Genomic DNA, 22,583 nt, shown 5'->3' on the forward strand with positions numbered 1-22,583 from the left:
CCCGGAACGGCACGATCGGCCGGAATCGAACCGGCGTCCTCCCGGTTGCAGACCGGACGCGACGACCTCTGCGCTACGACCGTGCCGCCGAAACCTTATCTCCTGCGCACGCGCCTACGCATGGCCAGCGCCAGGACCGCCGTCAGCGCGAAGGCCACGGCGATCGGCCAGACGCCGAGGGCGTCGAGCCAAGCGGTGATCCGGCCCTGGAGCTCGGTGACCGCGCCGACGACCGGGTCGTCGGCCGAATGGCCGGCGTCGACGCGCAGTTCGTACCAGCCGTAGTAGGCGACGTACAGGCCCGCGAGCAGCAGAAAGACCCCGCTGGCCCGCGAGACGTAGGGCAGGACCGCCCGGGTCCTGCGGACCGCCGCCTCCTGCGCCAGCGCGACCAGCAGCGCCAGCAGCCCGACGACCAGCCCCATGCCGACGCCGTAGGCGACGAACGCCACCAGCCCGCCTGCCACGTCACCCGCCCCGGACACCAGCCCGGTGACCGCCAGGAACGGCGCGATGGTGCACGACAGCGACGCGACCGCGTAGGAGGCGCCGTACCCGTACAGGGCGAGGAACGAGCCGGACGGACCGCCGACCTGAAGCCTCGGGATCCGCAGCAGCAACTCCCGGCCGGACGCCAGCCAGACGCCCAGGATCATCAGCACCCCACCGGTCACGACGGTGACCCACGGCAGATGCGCCTGGATCGGCGCGGTCACCACGCTGATCACGACGCCGAAGATCCCGAAGACGGTGACGAACCCCGCCGTCATCGCGGCCGACAACCGCAGCGCCAGCGGCACGCCGCCCGGCCCCGACACCAGCAGGGCCAGGAAGGAGGGCAGCATGGCGAAACCGCACGGGTTGAACGCCGCGACCAGCCCGGCGGCCAGCGCGAGGGCGACGTCGTCCATCTAGAGGGCGTGCTCGTCGATGAGCGAGGACAGCTCCGCCTCGTCCAGCGGACCGACCGCCGAACGGGCGCCGCCCTCGGCGTTCACGATCAGATAGGACGACTGCGAGGTGACCTTGAAGTGCTTGTAGAGCGCGCCCGTACGATCATCGAGCTGGATCATCCCCGAGGTTCCGGTGCGGGAGACGAACTCCTCCATCGCGTCCTTGCTCCTGTCGAGACCGGCCACGCCCATGAAGGCCACCTTGTCCCCGTACTTCCGCGCGACCTCGGCGACCGCCGGCCCCTCGGCCTGGCATTTGTGACACCACGGCGCCCAGAACCACAGCACCACCGGCTTCCCCGCCAGACTCCTGCCGTCGAACGCCGCCCCGTCGAGCCCGGTCGCGGTGAACCTGAGCAGCGCGGGAACCTCAACCGAGGGGGTGGGGTCGGGCACAGGGTCGAGCGTGGGGGCGGTCGCGGAGACGGTGGCCGCCGGTGCCGATACGGCTGGATCGTCGGTCGCGCCGCCGCAGGCGGTCAGGGCCAGAGCCGCTGCGGTGAGGGATGAATGGAGCAACTTCATGACGGTCACCGTAGATCGGCTTCATGCGCGGCAACCCTTACAAGCCGATGACGTCGCCAGTCGCAAAGTTCGTCGGCTCGACTGTCGTGGTCAGCAGGCGCCCGATCGTCTTTCCCTTGAGGCTTGGTTCAGGCAAAGGAGGACTGACGGTGAAGTATGTCCTGATGTTTGTGGAGACCGAGGAGTTCGCCAAGGAACTGGAGGCGATGGGCGACCTGGAGCGCGAGGAGGCCTATGCGGCGGTCGGCCGCTGGTTCGCCGAGCACGCGGGCAAGATCACCCATCACACGCATCTGGCTCCGGTGCACACCGCGACCACCATGCGGCTGCGGCGGGGCGGCGAACCGGTGGTGACCGACGGGCCGTTCGTGGAGGGCAAAGAGGTGGTGACCGGGTTCGCCGAGGTCGAGGTGGCCGACCTCGACGAGGCGCTGAGGATGGCCAGGTCCTGGCCCGCGTGCCCGATCGTGGAGATCCGCCCCGCCTCATGACCGATCCCGAGGGCGTGAGTCAGGAGGTGCTGGCCCGGGTGGTGCGTGACCACGCGGGCCGGCTCGCCGCCTGCCTCGTCTCGCTGCTCGGCGACTTCTCGGCGGCGGAGGATCTCGTCCAGGACGCGGTGGAGACCGCGCTGCGGCGCTGGCCGGCCGAGGGGGTGCCCGACCGTCCGGACGCGTGGTTGTTCACCGTCGCCCGCCGGCGCGGGCTCGACGTGCTGCGCAGGGAGAGCAACTACCGCGCCAAGCTCGCGCAGCTCCCCTGGGTCGAGCCGACCCCGAAGGACGATCGGCTGCGGCTGATCTTCACCTGCTGCCATCCCGCGCTGTCGTTGGAGGCCAGGATCGCGCTGACGCTGCGGGTGGTGTGCGGGTTGAGCACCGCGCAGATCGCCGCGGCGTTCCTCGTCCCGGAGACGACCGTGGCCCAGCGGCTGACCCGCGCAAAACGGAAGATCACCGAAGCGGGCATCCCCTACCGGATCCCCGCTGACGACGACCTGTCCGAGCGGCTCGACGGCGTGCTCGCCGTCATCTACCTGCTGTTCAACGAGGGCTACCTGTCCAGCGGCGGAACCCGTGCGCAGGCTCGTGACCTGGTCGACGACGCCGAATGGCTGGCGAGCCTGCTGGCCGGGCTCATGCCGGACGAACCGGAGGTCTCCGGCCTGCTCGCGCTGATCCGGTTGCACCGGGCCCGGGGCGCGGCCAGGTTCGACGACCGGGAGCAGCTGGTGCTGCTGGCCGACCAGGACCGCGGCTTGTGGGACCACTCAGCGATCGAGAAGGCCACCGCGCTGCTGGTGCGCGCCGCCCGCGCGCATCGGCGGCCGGGGCCCTACCAGCTCCAGGCGGCGATCGCCGCCTGTCACGCCGAGGCGGAGAACTTCGACAGCACCGACTGGTCCCAGATCGTGGTCCTGTACGACATGCTGCTGCGCCTGGCGCCCTCACCGATCACCCGCCTCCACCGGGCGATCGCCCTGCGCTATGCCGTCAACCCCGAGGCGGCGCTGGAAGAGCTGAAGGATCTCGACCGGGCTCTGGACGACTATCCGCTGCTCCACGCGACCCGCGCCGACCTGCTGCGTGCGCTCGGCCGGAACCACGAGGCGAGAGAGCACGACGAGCGGGCGCTGGCACTGACCGCCAACCCCGCTCAGCAGGCACTGCTGGAAGAAAGACTGAACTGGACGCGACCGAGCCCGTGAGCGCGGTTGTTCCAGTCGCCGAACGGCACAACCCAGGGGCCTGTCCCTGCCGAGGGCGCTTCCCATGAGGTCGCCGCACAGGCTGTATCGAACTGATCTCAGTACGGGAGTCGGGCGTGAACTGCGGCGATGGGGGCACCCGGCCGTGATGAGCGGCTGGAGGGGTTTCACTCCCGAGGAAGGACGGCGATTCGATGGCCTGGTGGCCGAGAAGGTGCCTGCCGTATTGAGCGTGATCAGTTTGGAGGTGCAGATCAAGACGCCTGAGGACCTGGAGCGGCTCTCCGGGGACCTCGACCTCGTGACGCGGGACATCGCGGGGCCGACGCTGGGGATGGGGCCGCCTGCCCTGTTCGTCGCCTCGACGCTGGTCATCCGGCATCTGGTGGAGGCGTTGGCGGACACGTGCGGCGAGGACCTCGAGACGACGTGGGGCAGGGAGGCCGCCGCGATCATGCAGAACCTGGAGCGGCTGCGTGAGGGCGATCAGGCGCACGGGATCGACTGATCGCGTCGGCTCCCCCGGTCGTCGGCCAGGTCTGTGACGAGGCGTCGGCCCGCGCGGGAAGGACGCCGGTGCGGCCGGGCTGGTCCCCGGCCGCACCGGCGCGTCCCCCTACCGAGCGGTGCAGGTCACTGCGGTGGGGGTCGAGTTGGCGCCGTTCCAGCCGCCGTTGAAACCGAAGGACGTCGTGCCGTTGGGGGTCAGCGAGCCGTTCCAGGACAGGTTCGTCACGGAGACGGCGGAGCCACTGGTGGTGTGCGTGCCGCCCCACAGCTGCGTGATGGTCTGGCCGTTGGGGAAGGTCCAGGCGACGGTCCAGCCGGTCAGCGCGACGGCGCCGGTGTTCCGCACGTCGACGGACGCCCCGAAGCCCGTGGGCCACTGGTTGACGACGGTGTAGGTCGCGGTGCAGGCCCTACCGCCGCTGGGAGACGGCGACGGGCTGGGAGACGGGCTCGGCGAAGGACTGGGACTGGGCGAAGGGCTGGGGCTCGGCGAGGGGCTGGGGCTGGGAGACGGGCTGGGTGACGGGGACGGGCTGGGGCTCGGGGACGGTGACGGGCTCGGGCCGTTGGTGCCGGCCTTCTCCGCGGTCCACGCGCCCACCCAGGCCAGGACGGCGTTCCAGTTGATGGCGACCTCGTTCACCGACCAGGCGTCGATGTCGTCCAGGTAGCACTTCTGCGGGCGGCAGCCGCTGAGGCGCTGCTGGGCGACGGGGTCCTGCAGGCCGCTGTTGGGACCGCCAGCCAGGGAGCCGGGGGGTGCGATGGGGAGCGAGCCGTCGAGCTGGTTGGCCCAGAAACGGTGGTGGACGTTGCGGGAGGGCTTGTCGCCGTAGCCGGTGACGTAGGAGTAGCCCAGCGGGTTGCGGCCGAACTGGTAGGCCATCGTCTCGAACACGCCGGCGCGGAAGCGCTCCGCGCCGGTGAAGTCGTGGGCCAGGCCCAGCACGACCGCGTTGTTGAGGATCAGGTTGTTGGACCCCCAGATGTAGCCCCCTCCGTTGGGCTGGAAGGGCACCGGGTAGCCATGGCCGCGCATGACGTTCAGCAGGCCGTCGGCCGCCGAGACGAAGGAGGTGCGCAGCTGCGAGCCGATGGTGGAGGTGAGCCCGTTGGGCACGAGCGCCAGGGTGATGTCTCCCAGGCTGCCGACCTCCGCCCACTGGGCGCCCTCGTTGGTGAAGCTGCGCCCGTAGTACAGGGAGGAGGAGGTCAGGTCGTTGCGGTAGGTCTGCTTGCCGGTTGTGGTGTAGAGCTCGGCGGCGGCCCAGTAGAACTCGTCGGTCATCTTGCCGTCGACGTAGGAGCCGCCGCCGACGTCGTCGGAGGTGGGGGCGATCCTCGACGGGTTGGCCTTGGCGGCGGTGTAGGCCTTCTCTGCGGCGGTCAGGCAGCGGGCCGAGAAGGCGGAGTCGATGGAGGCCCACACCCGGGCGCACTGGGCGGCGGCCGCCGCCAGGTTCAGGGTGGCCGCGGTGGAGGGCGCCGACAGCACGCGGGGCTGCGGGTCCTGGGCGGGCAGCAGGGGCAGCCCGGTCCAGTTGGCGTCGTGCATCTTGTGGTGGGCCATGCCGGCCAGTTGCCGGCCGTCGGGGACCTGCATCTTCAGCAGGAAGTCGATCTCCCAGCGGGCCTCGTCGAGGATGTCGGGGACTCCGTTGGCGCGCTCGGGGATGGACATGGTGCCGTCGCCGAAGGCCGAGGGATCGGCGCCGGGGACGTTCCTGGCCCGTTCGTAGGCGTTGACGAGCTGCCAGGCCGACATGCCGCCGTTGACGACGTACTTGCCGTGGTCGCCGGCGTCGTACCAGCCGCCGCGCACGTCGAGCCGGTAGCCGCAGTCGTTGCGGCAGGGCACGTTGGCGTCGCCCTGGTTGGGGGCGACGTTCAGGTGTCCGGCGGCGCGGGCGTACTGGTTGCCGCCGGCGTACTGGGAGGTGATCGCGATGCCGCTGCGCTGGTGGTAGAAGAAGGCCAGCGCGTCGAAGGGCAGTTTCTTCCAGGCGGCCGTGCCGATGTCGAAGGGGTGGCTGGACTCGTTGTTCACGGTGAGCACGAAATTGGTGCCCGTCCCCGTGTACGAGGAGAAGTCGATTTTGTGGACGGAGTCCCCCGAGGGCGAGTCCGAGCCGAAGACGGTGGTGCTGCCGCTGGCCACCACCTGGTCGGAGCCGTTCAGCAGGCTCCAGGCCAGCGGCGAGTTCGAGTTGCTGATCACGGTCGCCTGTTTGGCGGCGCTGGGCGCGTAGGCGACCTGGTTGACCTTGATGTTCTGGCCGAGCGCCGGGCGGGCGAGCGCGTTGGCGGTCTCGGTGGTGACGATCGCGGTGATCGATGCCGCGGCCAGGGCGACGGCCAGTGCCGCCGCCGATAGCCGCATCCGGCCTGAGGTGTTCACACGGAGTCCTCTCAACCCATGGGCTTCGCATCTTGTGACCGCCGGGCCCGAAGAAGACAGTCAGGAGAATGAGGGAAAGCATTTCGTGCTGGTCAGGTCGCTTTCCTCGGCGAATGATTCTGCAATTTTCACGACACTTTCCCCGTGCTCCGTAGAATCTCGGCGTGACCGCTATGCCCCGCGACCCGCAGCCCCGGCAGGAGGTCACGCTGGCGCACATCGCCAAGCTGGCCGGTGTGTCCGCCCCGACCGTCTCCAAGGTGATCAACGGCCATCCCGGGGTGTCCAGCAGCACCCGCCGCCGGATCGAGGACCTGGTCAAGGAGCACGGCTGGCGCCGCCGCCCGGACACCGGCGAGTCGAGCGCGGTCGTCGAGGTCGTCTTCGAGTCGCTGGACAGCCTGTGGGCGCTGGAGCTGATCCGCGGCATGGACGAGGTCACCCAGGCGTACGGGATGGTGCTGGGGCTGACCGACATGCGGGGACGGCGCTCCCCGCACGCGGGCTGGATCGACCAGGTGCTCGCCCGCCGCCCGCTGGGGGTCATCGCGGTCTCCGCCGACATCGCCGAACGCCACCACGACCGCCTGGCCAGCCGTAACATCCCGCTGATCGCCCTGGACCCGCGCGGCGAGCCCGAGCACGGCGTCCCGTCCGTGGGAGCGACGAACTGGAACGGCGGCCTGTCGGCCACCCGCCACCTGCTGGAGCTGGGCCACCGCCGGATCGCCATGGTCAACGGCCCGGACACGCTGATGTGCTGCCGGGCCCGCCTGGACGGCTACCGCGCCGCCCTCGACGCGGCCGGGGTCCCCGCCGATCCCGGCCTGGTGCGCACCGCCCCGCTGTACGTGGAGGGCGGCCGGAGCCAGGGCACGGCGCTGCTGGAGTCGCCCGAACCGCCCACGGCCGTCTTCGCCGCCAACGATCTCCAGGCGCTGGGGGTCTACCAGGCGGCCCACCGGGCGGGGCTGCGGGTGCCGGAGGACCTGAGCGTCGTCGGGTTCGACGACCTGCCACTGGCGCAGTGGGCCGACCCGCCGATGACCACCGTGCGTCAGCCGTTGAAGAAGATGGGCGCCGCCGCCGCCCAGATGGCGCTGACCCTGGCCTCCGGCGCGGCGCTGGGCGAGGACCGGGTGGAACTGGCCACCCGGCTGGAGGTGCGCGCCAGCACCGCCCCTCCGGCCTGCCGCTGAGTGGATTCTCAGCGCTCCTCAGCGGGATCACAGCACTGACCGAGCATCCTGTCCGGATGAGAGCCGAGGCGTTAGGCAGGCCGCGCGACTGGCCCGGCATCGCGGTGGTGGGGAGTGCGGCCTTCGGGGCGGCCCATGTGTGGTGGCTGGTGGACCCGGGGTCGCCCCTGGCCCCTCCCGAGGAGCCGTTCTCGCCCGGCAGGTGGGTGGCGGTGGCGCTGGCGTTCACGGCCGCCGCGGTGTGCTCGGTGATCGCCACCGGGACCGCACGCCGCTGGGCCGCGCCCGCGCGGTGGACGCTGGTGGCGCTGGCCTGGGTGTCCGGGGCCGGGCTGATCGTCTACTCGTACATGCTGCCCATCAGCCTCGCGACCCTGCTCTTCGGCCAGCTCGACCACTGGGGAAGCCTGCTGACCCGCGCGGCCGGGGCGACGGCGGGGGCGCTGACGCTGGCGGTCGCCGTCGCCGAGCAGCGCAGGCTCCGGAACGCCTGCGTCCACTGCGCCCGGGTCCACGGCCGTTCGCCGGAGCGGCGCACCGACCCCACCCCGCGCTGGGCCTACGTCGCCGCCTACGCTGCGATCGCCGGGTGCGCCGCCCGGGTGACGGTGCTGGTGGTCGATTCCGTCACGGCGCACAAGCCGATCCCGATCGGTTCGCCTTTCGGGATCTTCATCGCCTTGATGATCGTGGCCGGCACCCTCCTGCCGTCGGCGCTGGTCCACCGGTTCGGCCGGATCTGGCCGCGCTGGGTGGTCCCGCTGGCCGGGCGTGACGTGCCGCGATGGCTGGTGCTCGGCCCCGCCTTCCTCGTCGGCGCGGGCCTGACCGGTTACTTCGGCGTGGCCGGGATGACGGCCTGGATCCTCGGCAGGGGCAACCTCTCCCAGGCCCCGGTCTGGAAGGTGTCGATGGAGATGTTCGGCTACACGGTGTGGGGCCTGGGCCTGCTCGCCGCCGCCCTGTCCTACCACGCCCTGACCAGGCGGAACTGCCCGACGCCGCGCACGACGACCATGACGGCGGCGACCGCGTAGGCGGCCGTGCCCAGGGCACCTACCGCAATCTCCTGCCCGAGGACCTCGACCGGCGCGCCCGGTTGATCCGGGGAAAGCCTCGGGAACTGGGCATGATGGCGGGCCCGCAGAACGGCGTCCAGGCGGCGATGTTCGTCGGACACCACGCCCGGGCCGGTACGAGCAGCGCCATCCTGGATGTTCGCATCAACACCCTGCTCGCCTCCTCCTACGGCGTGCCGGTCGTCCTGGCCAGCGGAGACGAGGCCGCCTGCGCGGAGTTCAGCGCCCTGGCGCCCCGAGCGGTCACCGTGCCGGTCAAGTGAGCGCTCGGCCAGCACGCCGCCGACACCCTCCACCCGCAAGAGGCATGCGAGCGGCTGCAGGCCAGGCGATCGGACTCCAAGACAGCGTCGCGACGATTCCCTTCGCACCGCTCAGGCTGTCAGCGGATAAATGCACAACCACCGCGTGCTCTTTGGAGCGGTCGGCGCAGGCGCCGACTGCGAATCTCAACGCGATACGAACAGCTACTCGCCTGCGGCACATCCCGCTCAGGCGCGATCTGAAGGACCGACACCCATGTTCCGCAAAGCACTCATCGCCGGCCTCGCCACCGTCGCGGCAGCAACCCTGACCGCCACCCCCGCGAGCGCGGCGGCGTACACCTACCCCGACACCCACTACCACGAGGCGAACGAGCTCGCCGGCAACCTCAACGCGATCGCCTGGCCCAGCCAGTCGGCCCTCAACACCTACTCCAACTCGACCCCCCTGCTCACCTGGGGCACCAACGGGATCCCCACCAGCTACCACAACCGGAGCCGCTGCGCGTCGTTCCTGACCGAGATCCTCAAGCACACCTACTCCTGGGCCACGCCGAGCTACTTCCAGGCGTCCTACGGCAGCACCAGCCCATACGCCGCCGACTACTACGACACCATCAAGGGGGCGTCTGTCTCGGACCACTACGCCCGCATCGGAAGCGTCAGCATCCTCCGACAGGGCGACATCATCGCCATCAAGTACCTCGACGGCGGCAGCGGCGGCAGCGGCGAGACCACCGGCCACGTCATGATCGTCCAGGACAAGCACCTGTACGACCGCGACGGCAACCCAGCCACCACCGAGTGGGCCGTACGCGTGATCGACAGCACCAGCAACCCGCACGGAGCCGCGCAGACCGCCGGCGCGAACTCCTCCTACATGGCGTACCCGGACACGCGGGCGGTCCCCGACTACGACGGGATCGACGAGGGCGAGGAGTACAACGGCGCGGGCCGTGGCTGGATCTTCGTCCAGACCGTGGACAACCGGCCGACCGGCTACTGGTGGGGCGTGAACGAGAGCACCTTCTACCCGGTGTCCAGCCGCCCGATGGCTTTGGGCCGAATCGTGCAGCAGGACTCGTAGCCCCCGACGCGGACACCAGGTGGGGATGGGCGGGACCGCTGAAGCCGGAGCGCCGATGCTCACCGCCAGGTGGCCGTTGTTCCGGCGCGGTGGCGCCGGAGTCGCAGCCGGGTCTGGAGAAGTCGTACAAGGAACTGCGTGTGTCGCGTGGCATGGACTTCGAGATGGCAGGACGCCCGGGCGGGCTTGACAGCCGCGGCGCGCGGTTGCATGGTTAGTTACACATGTAGCTAACCAGTTGGGCGGCTAAGCCAACGATGGACGACGACCGACCGATCTTCCTTCAGATCGCCGAACTGATCGAGAACTCCATCATCGACGGGTCGCTGGTGGAGGAGGCCCAGGTCCCGTCCACCAACGAGCTTGCCGCCTTTCACCGGATCAACCCGGCCACCGCGGCCAAGGGCGTCAACCAACTCGTGTCGGAGGGAACGCTCTACAAGCGGCGCGGCATCGGCATGTTCGTCGCCGAGGGCGCCCGGGCCAGGCTGCGCGAGCGGCGACGGGAACGGTTCACCGAACAGTACGTGGAACCCCTGCTCGCCGAGGCCCGCAAGCTCGGCATCGGCCACGACGAGCTGATGAAGATGATCGATTCATCCGGTGCGGTTGTCGGAAGGGACCTGGGATGACGGCGGTGGCAACCGCACACGGGCTGACCAAGCGCTTCGGTGACGTCACGGCGCTCGACGACGTGAGCTTCGCGCTGGCCGAGCACACGATCTACGGCCTGCTCGGGCGCAACGGAGCGGGCAAGACCACCCTGATGCAGATCCTCACCGGGCAGGCGTTCCCGTCGTCGGGGAACGTGTCGGTCTTCGACGCGCCCCCGGTGGAGAACCCGGCCGTCCTGTCGAAGGTCTGCTTCGTCCGGGAGAGCCAGCGCTACCCCCACGTCTACACCGTGGGCCACGTCTTTCGCACCGCACGCCGGCTGTTCGCGAACTGGGACGACACGTTCGCGCACAGCCTCGCCGCGGACTTCCAGCTACCGGCCGGGCGGCTGGTCCGCAGGCTCTCGCGGGGCATGCTGTCGGCCCTCGGCGTGACCGTGGGGCTGGCCGCGCGGGCGCCCCTGACGTTCTTCGACGAGCCGTACCTCGGGCTCGACCCGGCCGCCCGGCAGCTTTTCTACGACCGCCTGCTCGCCGACTACGCCGAGCATCCCCGCACCGTGGTGCTGTCCACCCATCTCATCGACGAGGTGAGCGATCTGGTCGAGCGGGTGCTGCTCATCGACCGTGGCCGGCTGCTGCTCGACGAGGACGCCGACGACCTGCGCGGGCGAGCGGTGGCGGCCACCGGACGGGCGGAGGCCGTGGACGGGTTCGCCGCCGGACGCACCGAGTTGCACCGCGAGCGGTTGAGCGGCCTGATCCGGGCGACCGTCCTCGATGGGCTGGGACCGCAGGCGAAGGCGCTCGCGCAGACGCTGAACGTCGAGCTGGAGCCGCTGTCGCTGCAGCAACTCGTGGTCCGCCTGACCGTACCGCCGACGACAACGGCGCCGACGGACCGGGAGGCCGCCCGATGAACCGCATCCGTCAGGTGGCCCGTCTCCAGATGCCGGCCTGGCCGCAGATCGTGGGCTGGACGTGGGGCATAACGGCCGTCGCGTTCGGCGTCAACCTGCTGAGCGTCATGGCGAACCACGACCCGGGCGACGGCGTGACGACCACCGGCGGCGTGGTCAGCCTGTGCGGCGGCGCGATCGGAATGGCCACCGTCTCGGTCACCCAGATCTTCCCGTACGCGCTGGGCATCAGCGTGACCCGCCGGGAGTTCTACCTGGCCTGGTCGCTGCTCGCGGTCGTCCAGTCGGTGCTCTACGCGCTGGTGCTCTGCCTGCTGCGCGCCGTGGAACAGGCCACCGGCTACTGGGGGTGGGGGATGCGCTTCTTCGGCCTGCCGTTCATGGATGACGCCAACCCGGTGCTGCTCCTGCTCGGGTACGCGGTACCCATGCTGGTCCTGACCCACCTCGGGATCCTGCTCGGCACGTTGTACCTGCGCTGGGGCACCACCGGCGTCCTCGCCGGCCTCACCCTGACGTTCACAGCGCTCGGGCTGGCCGCCACGCTGATCACGTGGACCCGGCAATGGCACGCGATCGGCCGCTGGTTGCTCGACCAGTCCCCCACGGCTCTGCTCGCCGGCTGGCCCGTCCTGGTGGCCGCCGCGTTCGCGGTCGGCGGGTACAGGCTCATCCGCCGTGCCACGGCGTAGGCGCGGCGGGCACTCGGCCGCTCCGGACAACGCGAACGCCGACTCCGCCGTGATGGGCCGCCAGATCGTCAGCCCTGTCCGCCCTCGTCCTTGGGAGAGATGCAATGACGAACGACAACACGCCCCCGCCCGCCGCAGGTCTCGGGATCTGGATCGCATTCGGCGCCGCCTTCGGCCTCCTCGTCGGCGTCGTGGTCGGGGGTCTCTTCGACAACCTCACTTACGGAATGGGGCTGGGTTCGTTCTTCGGCCCAGGCCTTGGTGTGGCCGCCTGGGCCGTCTTCATCGCGCCGCGAAGGAATGCCCGCCGCGACTCCTGAGCGTCGCGCCCGAGTATCGGCTACGGCGCCGTAGGCGCCGGCGATGGTGTTGATCCACGTTCTTTACGGTGCGGACCTGTGCTGCACCTCGGGGGCGGGCAGACGCAGCGGCTCGACCCGTTTGGTCGGATCTCCAGAAGGCGGTAGTCCGGCCGGGGCGTGCGCGGTGATCCAGGAGAACAAGGCTGAGACGTGCGCCAGGTGGTTGTTCACCGTCGCCGGTGCCATGCCCGTCGCTCGACCGGTCGCGGTCTGTTCCACTCCGGCGGCGAGGTGGCCGCGCCAGGCGGTCACCTCCCGGGCGGTGACCGCCGAGATCCGTTCATGGGCCTCGATCCACAGCCGGAACCGCTGCAGATGCCGGGCGATCTTCCCTTGGACCTCCGCTGAACGGACCCCGCGCACCGCCAGATCCAGATACCGCTCGATCCATTTCTCCAGGCCGTCGTCAGCCACAGCTAGGCGGCCCGGCAGGCCGATCACCTTTCGTGAAGTGATTTCGCGGCGATCCTGACCGCGCTCAGCGGGCCCCCGAGATTCTCATAGCGGCCGCCCTGGCCGACTTCCCGCTCGCCTGCCTGCCCTTCCTCGATGCTCCGCCAGCTCCGCGCTCGCGGAGCTCTGATCCTCACGCGTTCTCGCCCGTGGCCAGGAAGTAGGCGACCGAGCCGAGGGCGTGGTGCCGGGCGATGTCACCGTTCTCCTGGCTGAGATAGGTGCCACCGGTCGTGTTGGTGATCTCCAGCGCCTGATCGGCGAGGTCCTGGGCGGGAGTCAGCGCCAGGATCAGGATCTCCGCCGCCGTCGCCTTGATCCGCCACCGGCCGTAGGTGGTGTCATGGCCGGGGTACGGACTGTCCTCCCTGCTCTCCTCGGGCCAGGACTCGTAGGCCTCCCACATCCGTGCCGTGCAGTCGTCCTGGAGTGCGCGAAGACGGGTCGCGACCTCAGCCGAATGCCCCCTGTCCGTGATCAGGGCCAGGGCCTCCTCGACGGCGGGTCCGTCGAGGCCCGCCGTGGCCACGGCCATGGTGGCGGCGATGAGGACGATCTCCGGAAGCCTGGCGGGCGTGGGTTCGGCGATGATCTGGGCGATGCGCGGGTCGGTCTCGGCGATGGAGCGCATCCTCGCGTCGATCCGCAGGGCCGGGGCCCGCCGGACGGTCATCGGGCGCAGCCAGTGGAGGGAGTGAGAGGCGGCCAGCCAGTCGGCGTCGATCACGATGCCGGACAGGTGCCCGGCCACGGCGAACGCGGCGGCCATCCAGTCGGCGTCCCAGTCGGCCGCGCTCACCGGGAGCGCGTCGATCCAGTCCCGGCCGTGGGCTCCCTCCAGGTCCTGGGCGTCGAAACTCGCCACGACCTCGCCGTCTCTCACGTAGCTGACGAACGTGGACCTGTTGACGGTCCAGGCCACCCGGTACGCCTCGCCCTCGGCAGCGGCTTCGCACAACAACGTCTGGCTCAGGCCGCGGAACGCGAACGGCTCGATCAGCACGGCCCACTCCCCGTGGCGTGCCACCAGGGCCACGCCGGTGGCGTCGTCGGGCAGGTCCTCCGGGGCGATGCCGAACAGGCCGTCAAGGGTCTCCGGTTCCGACACGAGGGGGTGCCCGCCGAACACCCGGACCGCCTGGTCGAGATCGCCGGTCCTGATCCAGGTGAGACAGGCGGTCTCGGCGTCGATCTTGGTCATGGAAATGCTCCGCAAATAGAAGAGTGAGGGCGGCGATGAAGCCGCCCTCAGACCACCGCGCACACGGCGATCACGTGCGAAAAGCTGCCGCTCCAGGGGAACGCGACACCGACAGCCCGCCCCCGCCATCAAAGACGCCCGCCCGCGCGGGCGATCCCTGCCCCGGCCCGGAAGGGGAACCGGTGTCCAGGGCGCCAGCGGCGGGGATGCCGGGGATTTCGGGAGCGTCGGCGCTGGCGGGCGGGGGCCGTCTGGCCCACAGCACGATGCCCACCACCAAAGGTGCTGCGGCCAAGAGCACCGCAGCCAGATCAGCCACATTGACGCTGTCCTTGACGTCCAAAGGTCCGGACACCACGACGATCAGCACGGCCACCCCGGCCACCGCGACGACCACGGCCGCGATCCGCCGGCCTCTCCCGCTCCCCACCCGCTCATCGTCGCCGCTACCGCACCTACCGGCAGCACATGCGCACAAATCGTGATCAGGAACGCGCCGACCCCCACAAGCGGCCGACAACCGATGATGCAAGCCCGATCGATGCATGCTCATCCCTTCTCAGGGAGCCTTGAGGCCGCGCCCAGATCCGCCGCTGCCTCCTCAGCGCTGCCGGACGGTGGACGGGATCGAGCACCTCGCTGACCTTGTCGATCTCGCCGATCTCGTGGGAGCTACGTCTCGCAGCGGGCCCACCACCTTTACGGTGTCGGGGCCGTTCGCGTTCACCGACCAGGCCCATCTGGAGATGGGCGGGGCCGCCGGGATCCGGAACTCCGATGCTCACCGCCAGGCTCCTGCGGCTGTGATACGTCGGCGTGGCCAAGTGGCCCGTCATGCCGCGCGGTGGCGCCGGAGCCGCCGCCGTGGCGCTCCCCGCCGGCCGGCGGTGAGGCCGATGCCGTGTTCTTCGCCCCTCTCGTTCCTCACCGGCCTCGCCCAGGTCGAGCCTGCGGATCAGCACCGGGCCGTGGTGGTCCCGCTCGGCTCGGCTCGCGTGGGTGAGGTCCGCGGGGTTGAGGTCCGCGCCGCTGGTTTCTCGAAGAACGGCAGCGCGTTAACCTACGCCCGGATGCGGTCGAGTCGTCGCCAACTGCCCACCAACCGTAGAAGGCGCCGCATCGCCGACATGTGGAGGGCGTGCGTGGTCGCACTGCGGACGGTACGGATGCCGGGACAGGTGTGGGGCTTGGCGGCGCCCGGCCAGTCCGGTCCGCTCTTCGTGACCAGCTATCGTGGCCGCGATCTGCTGGGAACGGTGCTCACCGCGCTGGATGTCTCCGGACAGGTTCTCTGGAAGCGGGAGTTCGAGGGCCATCCCGGCCCTCCGCGAGTCAGCAGCGACACCGGGAACGTCTGGATCACCCATCGAACGCCGGGCCATGACGTGGTCTGTGAGATCGACGCCTCGGGCACCGTTGTCCAGACGATCGCACCGATGTGTGAGCGAAGCGAGCGGCTCTGCGCGTTCGCGGTGCTCGGGCAGCGGGTCATCACCGCATGGCTCCGGGTCGAGCGCGGACGACTGGCCCTTGCTGGTCGCGCTCCCCGGATCGCGCTTCACGACAACGACGGCGGGATCCACTGGTCCACCCCCACCGCTCTGGACAAGATCTCTTACCCAGGAGTCGTCGAAGCCGGCGTCCATACAGATGGGGAGGTTCGGCCGATGCGGTCCTGGTCGCCGCGCTCTATCCGGGCTCACCACCCGACACCGCTGATGGTCGCGGGAGATCGGGTGGCGGCCACGTTCGGCGATGACAGCAGCGGCATCGCCGTCACGTTCTTCCTCGATACCAGGGACGGGCGCCTGATCGCGGCCACACCACCGGGGCCGACCGGGCACAAGGCGATCCTTGGCCCCGGTGAGTTCCTCATCGGCTCGCAAGGCTACGGAGCGTTCTCCACCAGCCACTACAACGCGGACGGCACGGTCGTGCGCCGATGGCCCACGCACACGATGCCGCTCATCGACAGCCAGGGCAGCATCCGCGGACCGGAGTTCGAGAACGTGACGCCGTCGCGTTCGCACTTCGTTGCCCTCGAACCGGACGGCGCCGTACGCAAGGGCCTGCACCTGCCGGGCTACTACACCTCCCACCCGGTCCTGGACCGCGAGGGCACGGCGGTCTTCTGGCGTGATGGCCGGCTCCTGGCCATCACGGCCGAGCTTCAGCCACGACAGCTGCTCGCATCTCCGGATGACCAGCGCAACGTCATGAGCCGTACCGTCCTGCTCGAACGCGGGCAGATCGCGTTCGCTCTGGGTGACGAGCTTGTGCTGGTGTCAGACACGGGGCTGAGCGCCATGAACGATGGGCCCTGGCCGTGCGCCGACGGAGGGCTGCACGGCAATCCGGTACAGGCGAATTGACGACACCCAAGGAGCGCTGATCTGCCCGCCATCATCAACGGCTCTGTCGCCGATTCGGTGGTGACCAAACGTCTGGCTGCGTCACAGTGAGTCGTGATTGATCTTGATGAGCTGGTCGGCGTGGTGTTCTCGGGTTCATCGCCGCTGGTGGTGACGGACATCGGAGCGGATCCGCGTGCGGGCGCGACCAGGCGTTGAAGAACCTCGGGAGCGCAGTGCGGGAAAGGTGACGGTGACGGGTAGCTTCCTCACGATCGGACTACTCGCCACCGTCTCACCGCGCGACCGCCGTGAATAAACACCCCGCGAGAGCCCGCACGACTGGAGGGAAGGGGAACCGGCATGATCCTCCCGACCGATTTCGAAGCCGACACCACAGCGGCGGACCGCGCGCGAACCGTCGCCGTGGGGGCCGCCGCCGCCGCGATGATCCTCGTCCCGACACTCGGCCCGCTGCTCGCCGGCACCCGGGAAGGCGCCGAGGAGTTCGATACCGAGATCACCCCTCCCGACTACGCCTTCGCGATCTGGGCGCCGATCTTCGCAGGCATCGCCGCCAACACCGTCCAGCACGCCGCGCACCCGACCGCCGCGGTCAACCGGCGCACCGGATGGTGGCTCGCCGGCGCTTACACGGCGAACGCCTGCTGGTCGATCGCGGCCCAGTCCGACCGCTTCCGCCACACACCCTTCATCCTCGCGGTGGCCGCGAGCCTGGCCGCCACCGCACACCGCAAGGCCCAGCACGACCAGCCGCGCGGCGCCGAGCGCCTGGCAACCCACAGCACCGGCCTGCTCCTGGGGTGGACGAGCCTCGCCTCCGTCGTCAACGCGTTAGCGGTCCAGCGACATGACACGTTCGCGCCCACGACCCGAACCGGGCGCAATACCGCTCGTCTGGCCGTGGCGGGAGGCGCAGTCGTCCTGAGCGCGATCATCGCGGCGAGCCGGCACGGTTACACCTCCATCGCTCTGGCCGGAACATGGGCACTGGCGACCAGCGCGGTCAATCCCCAGCGCACATCCCGAACCCGGCAGGTCAACGCGGCGGCGGCCGCCCTCCTCGTCGCCACCACAGCAATACGGCTCCGCAGGAGCAGAAGACGGCACGACCGACGACAATGACCCTCCTGCCGCTGCGCGGCGACCGGCCTGTCACGGCCATCAGCACCTCCTCGGTTCGCGTATATCGGATCTCCTGGCCACTCGGCCGGGGACGGCGGGACTCACCGGCCCCGGCGGTGAGCGAGGTCCTGGCGGCGGCTTTCACGTAGCGATCCCCGGCTGGTCGACGCCGACGCCGACGGTCTGGAAGGTGTCGATGGAGATGTTCGGCTCCACGGTGTGGGGCCTGGGCCTGCTCGCCGCCGCCCTGTCCTACTACGCCCTGACCAGGCGGAACTGCCCCGCTCCGCGCACGACGACCACGACGGCGGCGACCGCGTAGGCGGCCGTGCCCAGGTCGGTGACATAGGCCACCGCCCCGGCGGCCGCCACGCCGAGCCACTCCCACCGCCGGTCGAGCGCGACCAGCGCGACGAGCAGCAGGGCATACCAGGAGTAGCCGGGCGTGAGCAGCAGGAACGCCGTGCCGGTCACGGTCAGCGCACCGCTCCAGGGCCGCTCGGGGTCGCCCTTGATGATCGTGTACGCCACCACGCCCCCCATCGCCACCAGGACCACCGGCAGCGCCCAGGCGTCGGGCACCAGCCAGCGCACCAGGGCGTAGCGGCCGTCGCCGGCCGACTGGTAGCCCTCCTCGGCCGTGTAGCCGGTGAGATAACCGAACACCGACGCCTGCGACGCCAGCAGGTAGGGCAGGTAGGCGACCGCCACCACCAGCCCGGCCGGGACGAGGACGGCCAGGACGTCGCGCGGACGGCGTACCCGGGAAAGGGCCCCGGGCAGCACCAGCAGGGGCAGGAACTTCGCGGCGACCGCCGCGCCGAGCAGCGCGCCCCCGGCGGTGCGGTGGCGGGCCACCACCGCCAGCCCGGCGACCGCCAGCAGGACGGCGAGCGCGTCGGCGTGGGCGTTGTTGACCGCCTCGACCGGCACCGCCGGACACCACGCCCACAGGCACGCGCCCCGCGCCCCCGCCACCCTGACCAGCAGCAGCGTCGTCGCCATGGCCAGCAGCAGACCGCCGACCTGGAGCGGCTTGCCGCGGGCGCCGCCGGGCGACAGCGTGTGCACGACCAGGAAGTACGCCTCCGACACCGGCGGGTAGATCGTCGGCACGCGCGGCCGGTTGATGCGGGTGCAGCCGCCCTCCGGCAACCACGACAGGTACGTCCCCGAGCAGACGGGCCCGGTGGGGAACAGCCACGTGTCCCGCAGGCCCGCCAGCGCCGGGTCGGCCGGAGAGTGGTCGTAGGGCGAGATCCCGGCCGCCTGGACCCGGCCGTCCCAGGCGTAGCGGTAGGAGTCGGTGCTGGTCCGGGGTACGTCCAGCAGACCGGTGGCCCCGACGGCGAGGCCGCCCGCGATCACCAGCGCCGCGGCCGAGCGGGCGGGGACCCGGCGCAGCGACCACGCCGCCGCCGCGAACAGCGCCCAGCACAGGGCGTACCAGCCGATCAGGCCGCCGGGGTCGGCGAGCTGCCCGGCCCGGGTGACGGCGCAGGCCAGCGCGGCGACCAGGCCCGCCAGCAGGACGATGGTGAGTCTCACCCGGCCAGACTTCCAGCCCGGCGGCCGGCCGGACGTAGCGCGCGGAGGACGTCCGGATTCCGTAAGGTGCCGACTCCCCCGGACGGGCCGCCGACGCGCTTGCATGGGACCCATGAGACCCACGCTTCCGCAGTTCAGGGGCAGGTTGCACGATCCGCGGACCGCAGTGGCGATCGGCCGCTGGCTCGGGGCGGCCATCGTCGTCTGCTTCCTGACCGGGCTGATCAGCCACGTCCTCCAGCACCCGCCCGGCTGGATGACCGGGCTGCTGCCGACCCGGCCCGTCTGGGGCTACCGGCTGACGCAGGGGCTGCACGTCGCGTCGGGGCTGGCGGCGATCGTGCTGGTCATGGCCAAGTTGTGGACGGTCTACCCCCGCCTGTTCGAGTGGCCGCCGTTCCGGTCGCTCGCCCATCTCGTCGAGCGGCTGACGATCGCGCTGCTCGTCGCGGCCACCGTGTTCGAGCTGTTCACCGGGCTGATCAACATCCTCCAGTGGTATCCGTGGCCGTTCTCCTTCACCCAGGCCCACTTCGCGGTCGGCTGGATCGTCGCCGGTTCGCTGCTGCTGCACCTGGCGGTGAAGGCGCCGCTGATCAGGGCGCACTGGCGGAAGAAGACCTCCGACGTGGACGCGGCCGACCGCCGGGCGCTCCTCGCGGGGGTCGGCGCGGCGGTGGGGGTGGTGACGCTGACGACGGCCGGGCAGTCGTTCACGCCCCTGCGGGCCTTCACCCTGCTCGCGCCGCGCAGCCCCGACCTCGCCACCCAGGGCGTGCCGGTCAACCGCACGGCCGCCGCCGCGCGGGTCAGCCACGCCTCGGCCGACGGCTGGGCGCTGGAGGTCACCGGCCCCCGCCCCTACCGCATCACGCTGGCCGAACTGAACGCCCTCCCCCAGCGGCGGGTGCGCCTCCCGATCGCCTGCGTCGAAGGGTGGAGCGTGAACGCCTGGTGGAGCGGCGTGCCGATCGGCGACCTGCTGGAACGCGCGGGCGCGCCACCGGGCTCGGCGCTGCGGGTGACCTCGCTGGAGGCGTGGGGCTACTACCGGGTCATGGAGATGCCCGCCCAGTACGCCGCCGACCCGCAGACCCTGCTCGCGCTCCGGCTCAACGACGAGGTGCTCTCGCTCGACCACGGCTACCCGGCGCGGATCATCGCCCCGAACCGGCCGGGCGTCCTGCAGACCAAATGGGTGTCCAGGCTGGAGGTCCGGTGAGGATCATCCTGGGCGTGGCCGGGGTGGCCCTGATCGCCGTCGGACTGTTCTTCCTGCTGCCACTGCCGGGCCTGTGGGGCGTCGCCGCCGGGTTCGCCGGGGCCGTCGCCCTGCACGACGCGATCGTGGGGCCGCTGGTCCTGCTCACCGGCCTGCTGGTGGCGCGGCTGCCCGACCGGGCGGTGGTGCGCGGGGCGCTGATCTCCATGGGCGCGCTGGTCCTGGTCACGCTGCCGGTGCTGCTGCGGCCAGGACCGCCGCCGAACCCCACGCTGCTCACGCTGCCCTACGGCCGCAACCTGCTGATCTGCCTGGGGGTGGTCGCCGTGGTGGCGGTCGCGCTGGTGCTGGTCCGCCGCCGGCGCTAGAGGGGGCGGGCCAGTTCCACGAACCGGCGGCCCGCCACCGACCACTCGCCGACGGGCGACCAGCCCGCCGTGGCGGCGTGCCGGACCAGCGCCGCCACGCCCGCCCGTGCCCACGGGAACGGCGCGCCGAGACCGCCGCTGCCGTCGTCGAGGCAGACCAGGTGGCGTTCGTCCACCTCGGCGGGGTCGGCCTCGGCGATCAGCCGGCCGTCGGGGGCGGTCAGTTCGGCCAGACGCCGCAGCAGCGCCGTTAGGTCGCCGCCGATGCCGATGTTGCCGTCGATGAGCAGCGCCGTCGTCCAGCGGCCCGTGCCGGGGAGCGGTTCGAACACCGACCGGCACAGGGCCATGCCGCCCCTGCGCCGGGTCCCGGCGACGGCGGCCGGGCTGATGTCGACGCCGAGCGTGCGGTGGCCCCGCTCGGCGAGGGCGGCCACCAGACGGCCGGGTCCGCAGCCGACGTCCAGGACCGCCCCTCGGCAGCGGGCCAGCACCGACCGGTCGGCGGCGTCGGTCCCCGCGCACCAGCGTTCGACGTCGAGCGGGAACCGGCGGCCGTCGTCGCGGCGCAGGAACAGCGGGCCGCGTCCGGCGTGTAAGGCGAGGGCGTAGGGGTCGTCGTACCAGGTCACCGGGTGACCGCCCGCGCCGACAGACGGGCGTGCACGGCGGCGAACCGGGTGCGGGGAGCCTGGGCGGCGACCACCTCGGCGTCGCGGGCCGTGTCGACGTCGCGGAGCCCCGGCAGTTCACCGACGCGCAGACCCCGCAGCCGGGCCCGCTGCGCCGCACCGGTCTCGGGGACCGACATCGGCACGCCGAGCAGGAGCGCCGGGTCGGGGTCCCGCAGCCCGAGCGCCCAGAAGCCGCCGTCGTCGGCCGGGCCGAACCAGGCGTCGTGCGCCCCGAAGTCCAGAGCCGGTTCGAGGAGACCGGGAGTGACCTGCGGAGTGTCCATGCCGATCAGCAGGGCCGGGCCGTCGCAGGAGGCGAAGGCGGCGGCCAGGCGTTCGTCCAGGCCGCCGCCGCGCTGTGGGCGGATCTCCAGGCCCGGGGGCGTCCACGGGCCCGGGGAGCCGTCGAGCACGAGCACGTGCCGGTCGGCCGGGGTGCGGAGCGCGGCGGACAGGGTGTCGGAGAGCGCGGCCGCCGCCAGCGTGGCGGCCTCCTCGGGGCTGAACGGCGGCGTCAGCCGGGTCTTCACCCGGCCGGGCACCGGCTCCTTGGCGATCACGAGCAGGGTGGTCGTCATCGGGCCAGCACCTTCCGCATGTCCATGACCGCCTGGAACGTTCCCCGCCAGGTCCCGGTGACCTTGGACTTGCCGCTGCGGGGCAGGTAGGGGACGTCGACCTCGCGGATCCGCCAGCCCTCGTCGGCGGCCCGGACCACCATCTCCAGGGGGTAACCGCTGCGCCGATCGGTCAGTCCGAGCTTGAGCAGGCCGTCCCGCCGGGCCGCCCGCAGCGGTCCGAGGTCCTTCAGCCGCAGCCCGGTCCGCCGTCTGACCAGGTGCGACAGCGCGTAGTTCCCGGCCCGCGCGTGCGCGGGCCACACCCCGCGCGACTGCGGGCGCCGCCGCCCCAGCACCAGGTCGTCGCCTTCTTCGATTCTCCGTACGAATCCCGTCAGCAGCCCCGGATCGAGTGAGGCGTCACAGTCGCAGAAACAGACGATCTCCGCCGTGGCCGCCATGAGCCCGGCGTGGCAGGCCGCCCCGAATCCGCGCCGCGTTTCGGTCACCACGGTCGCCCCGAGGGACCGGGCGAGGCCGGCCGACCCGTCGGTCGACCCGTTGTCCACCACCAGGGCCCGCCAGCCGGGCGGAATCCGTTCCAGGACCCACGGCAGGGCCTCGGCCTCGTTCAGACAGGGCAGCACCACGTCCACTGTTGGTTCGATCACACCCGCCACCGTAGGAACAACCGGGCCCGAATCCCGGTCACCAGTCCTTACGAAACGCGGACGCCGTCCCTTATGCGTG

25 protein-coding genes and 1 tRNA gene are annotated in these 22,583 nt (G+C 71.2%); 15 read left to right on the top strand and 11 right to left on the bottom strand.

Annotated elements, in window-relative coordinates; genetic code table 11:
• Window positions 1-10: 10 nt before the first annotated feature.
• From AW270_RS25545 to AW270_RS25555, 3 genes are all read right to left on the bottom strand, one after another.
• Window positions 11-83 (bottom strand) — tRNA-Ala (locus AW270_RS25545).
• A gap of 12 nt (window positions 84-95) precedes the next feature.
• Entirely contained in the window at window positions 96-911 is an 816-nt protein-coding gene (locus AW270_RS25550; protein ID WP_061298350.1) for a cytochrome c biogenesis CcdA family protein, read from the bottom strand.
• Complete coding sequence (locus AW270_RS25555; protein ID WP_157522609.1) at window positions 912-1,478, bottom strand: TlpA family protein disulfide reductase; 567 nt, start codon at window positions 1,476-1,478, stop codon at window positions 912-914.
• 149 nt (window positions 1,479-1,627) lie between these two features.
• Here AW270_RS25555 and AW270_RS25560 point away from each other — a divergent pair, with 149 nt between their 5' ends.
• The 3 genes from AW270_RS25560 to AW270_RS25570 all read left to right on the top strand — a co-directional run bounded on the left by AW270_RS25560 (window position 1,628) and on the right by AW270_RS25570 (window position 3,694).
• Complete coding sequence (locus tag AW270_RS25560) at window positions 1,628-1,969, top strand: YciI family protein (protein ID WP_061298355.1); 342 nt, start codon at window positions 1,628-1,630, stop codon at window positions 1,967-1,969.
• The gene (locus AW270_RS25565) at window positions 1,966-3,186 is read left to right on the top strand and encodes an RNA polymerase sigma factor (RefSeq protein WP_061298357.1); all 1,221 of its coding nucleotides are present in this window, start codon (window positions 1,966-1,968) and stop codon (window positions 3,184-3,186) included. Before AW270_RS25560 ends, AW270_RS25565 begins: the two co-directional genes overlap by 4 nt.
• A 202-nt stretch (window positions 3,187-3,388) precedes the next feature.
• Complete coding sequence (locus AW270_RS25570) at window positions 3,389-3,694, top strand: hypothetical protein (RefSeq protein ID WP_061298359.1); 306 nt, start codon at window positions 3,389-3,391, stop codon at window positions 3,692-3,694.
• A gap of 108 nt (window positions 3,695-3,802) precedes the next feature.
• On the opposite strand, the gene AW270_RS25575 is transcribed toward AW270_RS25570, so the two are convergent.
• On the bottom strand, window positions 3,803-6,094 hold the full coding sequence (locus AW270_RS25575) for a glycoside hydrolase family 9 protein (protein ID WP_218009340.1): 2,292 nt from the start codon (window positions 6,092-6,094) through the stop codon (window positions 3,803-3,805).
• A 173-nt stretch (window positions 6,095-6,267) separates the two neighbouring features.
• On the opposite strand from AW270_RS25575, the gene AW270_RS25580 reads away from it, so the two are divergent.
• From AW270_RS25580 to AW270_RS25615, 8 genes are all read left to right on the top strand, one after another.
• On the top strand, window positions 6,268-7,293 hold the full coding sequence (locus AW270_RS25580) for a LacI family DNA-binding transcriptional regulator (protein WP_061298361.1): 1,026 nt from the start codon (window positions 6,268-6,270) through the stop codon (window positions 7,291-7,293).
• A 56-nt stretch (window positions 7,294-7,349) separates the two neighbouring features.
• Window positions 7,350-8,330, top strand: coding sequence for a hypothetical protein (locus AW270_RS40670; RefSeq protein WP_218009341.1), 981 nt, complete (start codon window positions 7,350-7,352; stop codon window positions 8,328-8,330).
• Window positions 8,228-8,635: a M55 family metallopeptidase gene (locus AW270_RS40675; protein WP_218009342.1), complete on the top strand. Its 408-nt coding sequence runs from the start codon at window positions 8,228-8,230 to the stop codon at window positions 8,633-8,635. Before AW270_RS40670 ends, AW270_RS40675 begins: the two co-directional genes overlap by 103 nt.
• 256 nt (window positions 8,636-8,891) lie before the next feature.
• On the top strand, window positions 8,892-9,722 hold the full coding sequence (locus AW270_RS25595; protein ID WP_061298367.1) for a hypothetical protein: 831 nt from the start codon (window positions 8,892-8,894) through the stop codon (window positions 9,720-9,722).
• A gap of 257 nt (window positions 9,723-9,979) precedes the next feature.
• A complete protein-coding gene (locus tag AW270_RS25600; RefSeq protein WP_061298369.1) occupies window positions 9,980-10,354 on the top strand; it encodes a GntR family transcriptional regulator in 375 nt (124 codons plus the stop codon).
• Window positions 10,351-11,256 (top strand): ABC transporter ATP-binding protein, encoded by a 906-nt coding sequence (locus tag AW270_RS25605; RefSeq protein ID WP_061298371.1) that lies wholly within the window; start codon window positions 10,351-10,353, stop codon window positions 11,254-11,256. Before AW270_RS25600 ends, AW270_RS25605 begins: the two co-directional genes overlap by 4 nt.
• On the top strand, window positions 11,253-11,948 hold the full coding sequence (locus AW270_RS25610) for a hypothetical protein (RefSeq protein WP_061298372.1): 696 nt from the start codon (window positions 11,253-11,255) through the stop codon (window positions 11,946-11,948). The genes AW270_RS25605 and AW270_RS25610 overlap by 4 nt, the downstream gene beginning before the upstream one ends.
• Before the next feature lie 104 nt (window positions 11,949-12,052).
• Window positions 12,053-12,268: a hypothetical protein gene (locus tag AW270_RS25615; protein WP_061298374.1), complete on the top strand. Its 216-nt coding sequence runs from the start codon at window positions 12,053-12,055 to the stop codon at window positions 12,266-12,268.
• A gap of 63 nt (window positions 12,269-12,331) precedes the next feature.
• Here the strand turns inward: AW270_RS25615 and AW270_RS25620 are convergent, their stop codons facing one another.
• The 3 genes from AW270_RS25620 to AW270_RS25630 all read right to left on the bottom strand — a co-directional run bounded on the left by AW270_RS25620 (window position 12,332) and on the right by AW270_RS25630 (window position 14,361).
• Window positions 12,332-12,751 carry a site-specific integrase gene (locus tag AW270_RS25620; RefSeq protein ID WP_157522612.1) on the bottom strand — a complete coding sequence of 140 codons (420 nt, stop codon included), beginning with the start codon at window positions 12,749-12,751 and terminating at the stop codon, window positions 12,332-12,334.
• Window positions 12,752-12,896: 145 nt separating this feature from the next.
• Window positions 12,897-13,964 (bottom strand): hypothetical protein, encoded by a 1,068-nt coding sequence (locus tag AW270_RS25625; protein ID WP_061298379.1) that lies wholly within the window; start codon window positions 13,962-13,964, stop codon window positions 12,897-12,899.
• Window positions 13,965-14,034: 70 nt separating this feature from the next.
• Window positions 14,035-14,361 carry a hypothetical protein gene (locus AW270_RS25630; protein ID WP_157522615.1) on the bottom strand — a complete coding sequence of 109 codons (327 nt, stop codon included), beginning with the start codon at window positions 14,359-14,361 and terminating at the stop codon, window positions 14,035-14,037.
• 745 nt (window positions 14,362-15,106) lie between these two features.
• On the opposite strand from AW270_RS25630, the gene AW270_RS25635 reads away from it, so the two are divergent.
• Together AW270_RS25635 and AW270_RS25640 are read left to right on the top strand one after the other, a co-directional pair.
• A complete protein-coding gene (locus AW270_RS25635; RefSeq protein WP_218009343.1) occupies window positions 15,107-16,336 on the top strand; it encodes a hypothetical protein in 1,230 nt (409 codons plus the stop codon).
• Between the two features lie 342 nt (window positions 16,337-16,678).
• The gene (locus AW270_RS25640) at window positions 16,679-17,461 is read left to right on the top strand and encodes a TspO-related membrane protein (protein WP_061298383.1); all 783 of its coding nucleotides are present in this window, start codon (window positions 16,679-16,681) and stop codon (window positions 17,459-17,461) included.
• Window positions 17,462-17,716: 255 nt separating this feature from the next.
• On the opposite strand, the gene AW270_RS25645 is transcribed toward AW270_RS25640, so the two are convergent.
• A complete protein-coding gene (locus AW270_RS25645; RefSeq protein WP_061298386.1) occupies window positions 17,717-19,009 on the bottom strand; it encodes a glycosyltransferase 87 family protein in 1,293 nt (430 codons plus the stop codon).
• A 112-nt stretch (window positions 19,010-19,121) separates the two neighbouring features.
• Here AW270_RS25645 and AW270_RS25650 point away from each other — a divergent pair, with 112 nt between their 5' ends.
• Both AW270_RS25650 and AW270_RS25655 read left to right on the top strand, forming a co-directional pair.
• Window positions 19,122-20,231 (top strand): molybdopterin-dependent oxidoreductase, encoded by a 1,110-nt coding sequence (locus AW270_RS25650; protein ID WP_082801834.1) that lies wholly within the window; start codon window positions 19,122-19,124, stop codon window positions 20,229-20,231.
• A complete protein-coding gene (locus tag AW270_RS25655) occupies window positions 20,228-20,599 on the top strand; it encodes a hypothetical protein (RefSeq protein WP_157522618.1) in 372 nt (123 codons plus the stop codon). Before AW270_RS25650 ends, AW270_RS25655 begins: the two co-directional genes overlap by 4 nt.
• Here AW270_RS25655 and AW270_RS41885 read toward each other — a convergent pair.
• Genes AW270_RS41885 through AW270_RS25670 form a run of 3 tightly spaced genes read right to left on the bottom strand, consistent with a single transcriptional unit; the run spans window position 20,596 to window position 22,504 of the window.
• Entirely contained in the window at window positions 20,596-21,231 is a 636-nt protein-coding gene (locus tag AW270_RS41885; protein WP_061298392.1) for a methyltransferase domain-containing protein, read from the bottom strand. The two genes, AW270_RS25655 and AW270_RS41885, sit on opposite strands and share 4 nt — an antisense overlap.
• The gene (locus AW270_RS25665; protein ID WP_061298394.1) at window positions 21,228-21,851 is read right to left on the bottom strand and encodes a TIGR04282 family arsenosugar biosynthesis glycosyltransferase; all 624 of its coding nucleotides are present in this window, start codon (window positions 21,849-21,851) and stop codon (window positions 21,228-21,230) included. Before AW270_RS25665 ends, AW270_RS41885 begins: the two co-directional genes overlap by 4 nt.
• A complete protein-coding gene (locus tag AW270_RS25670; protein WP_245674847.1) occupies window positions 21,848-22,504 on the bottom strand; it encodes a glycosyltransferase family 2 protein in 657 nt (218 codons plus the stop codon). The genes AW270_RS25665 and AW270_RS25670 overlap by 4 nt, the downstream gene beginning before the upstream one ends.
• Between the last annotated feature and the right edge of the window lie 79 nt (window positions 22,505-22,583).

This window comes from Herbidospora cretacea, assembly GCF_001570605.1.
Classification (GTDB): Bacteria; Actinomycetota; Actinomycetes; order Streptosporangiales; family Streptosporangiaceae; genus Herbidospora; species Herbidospora cretacea.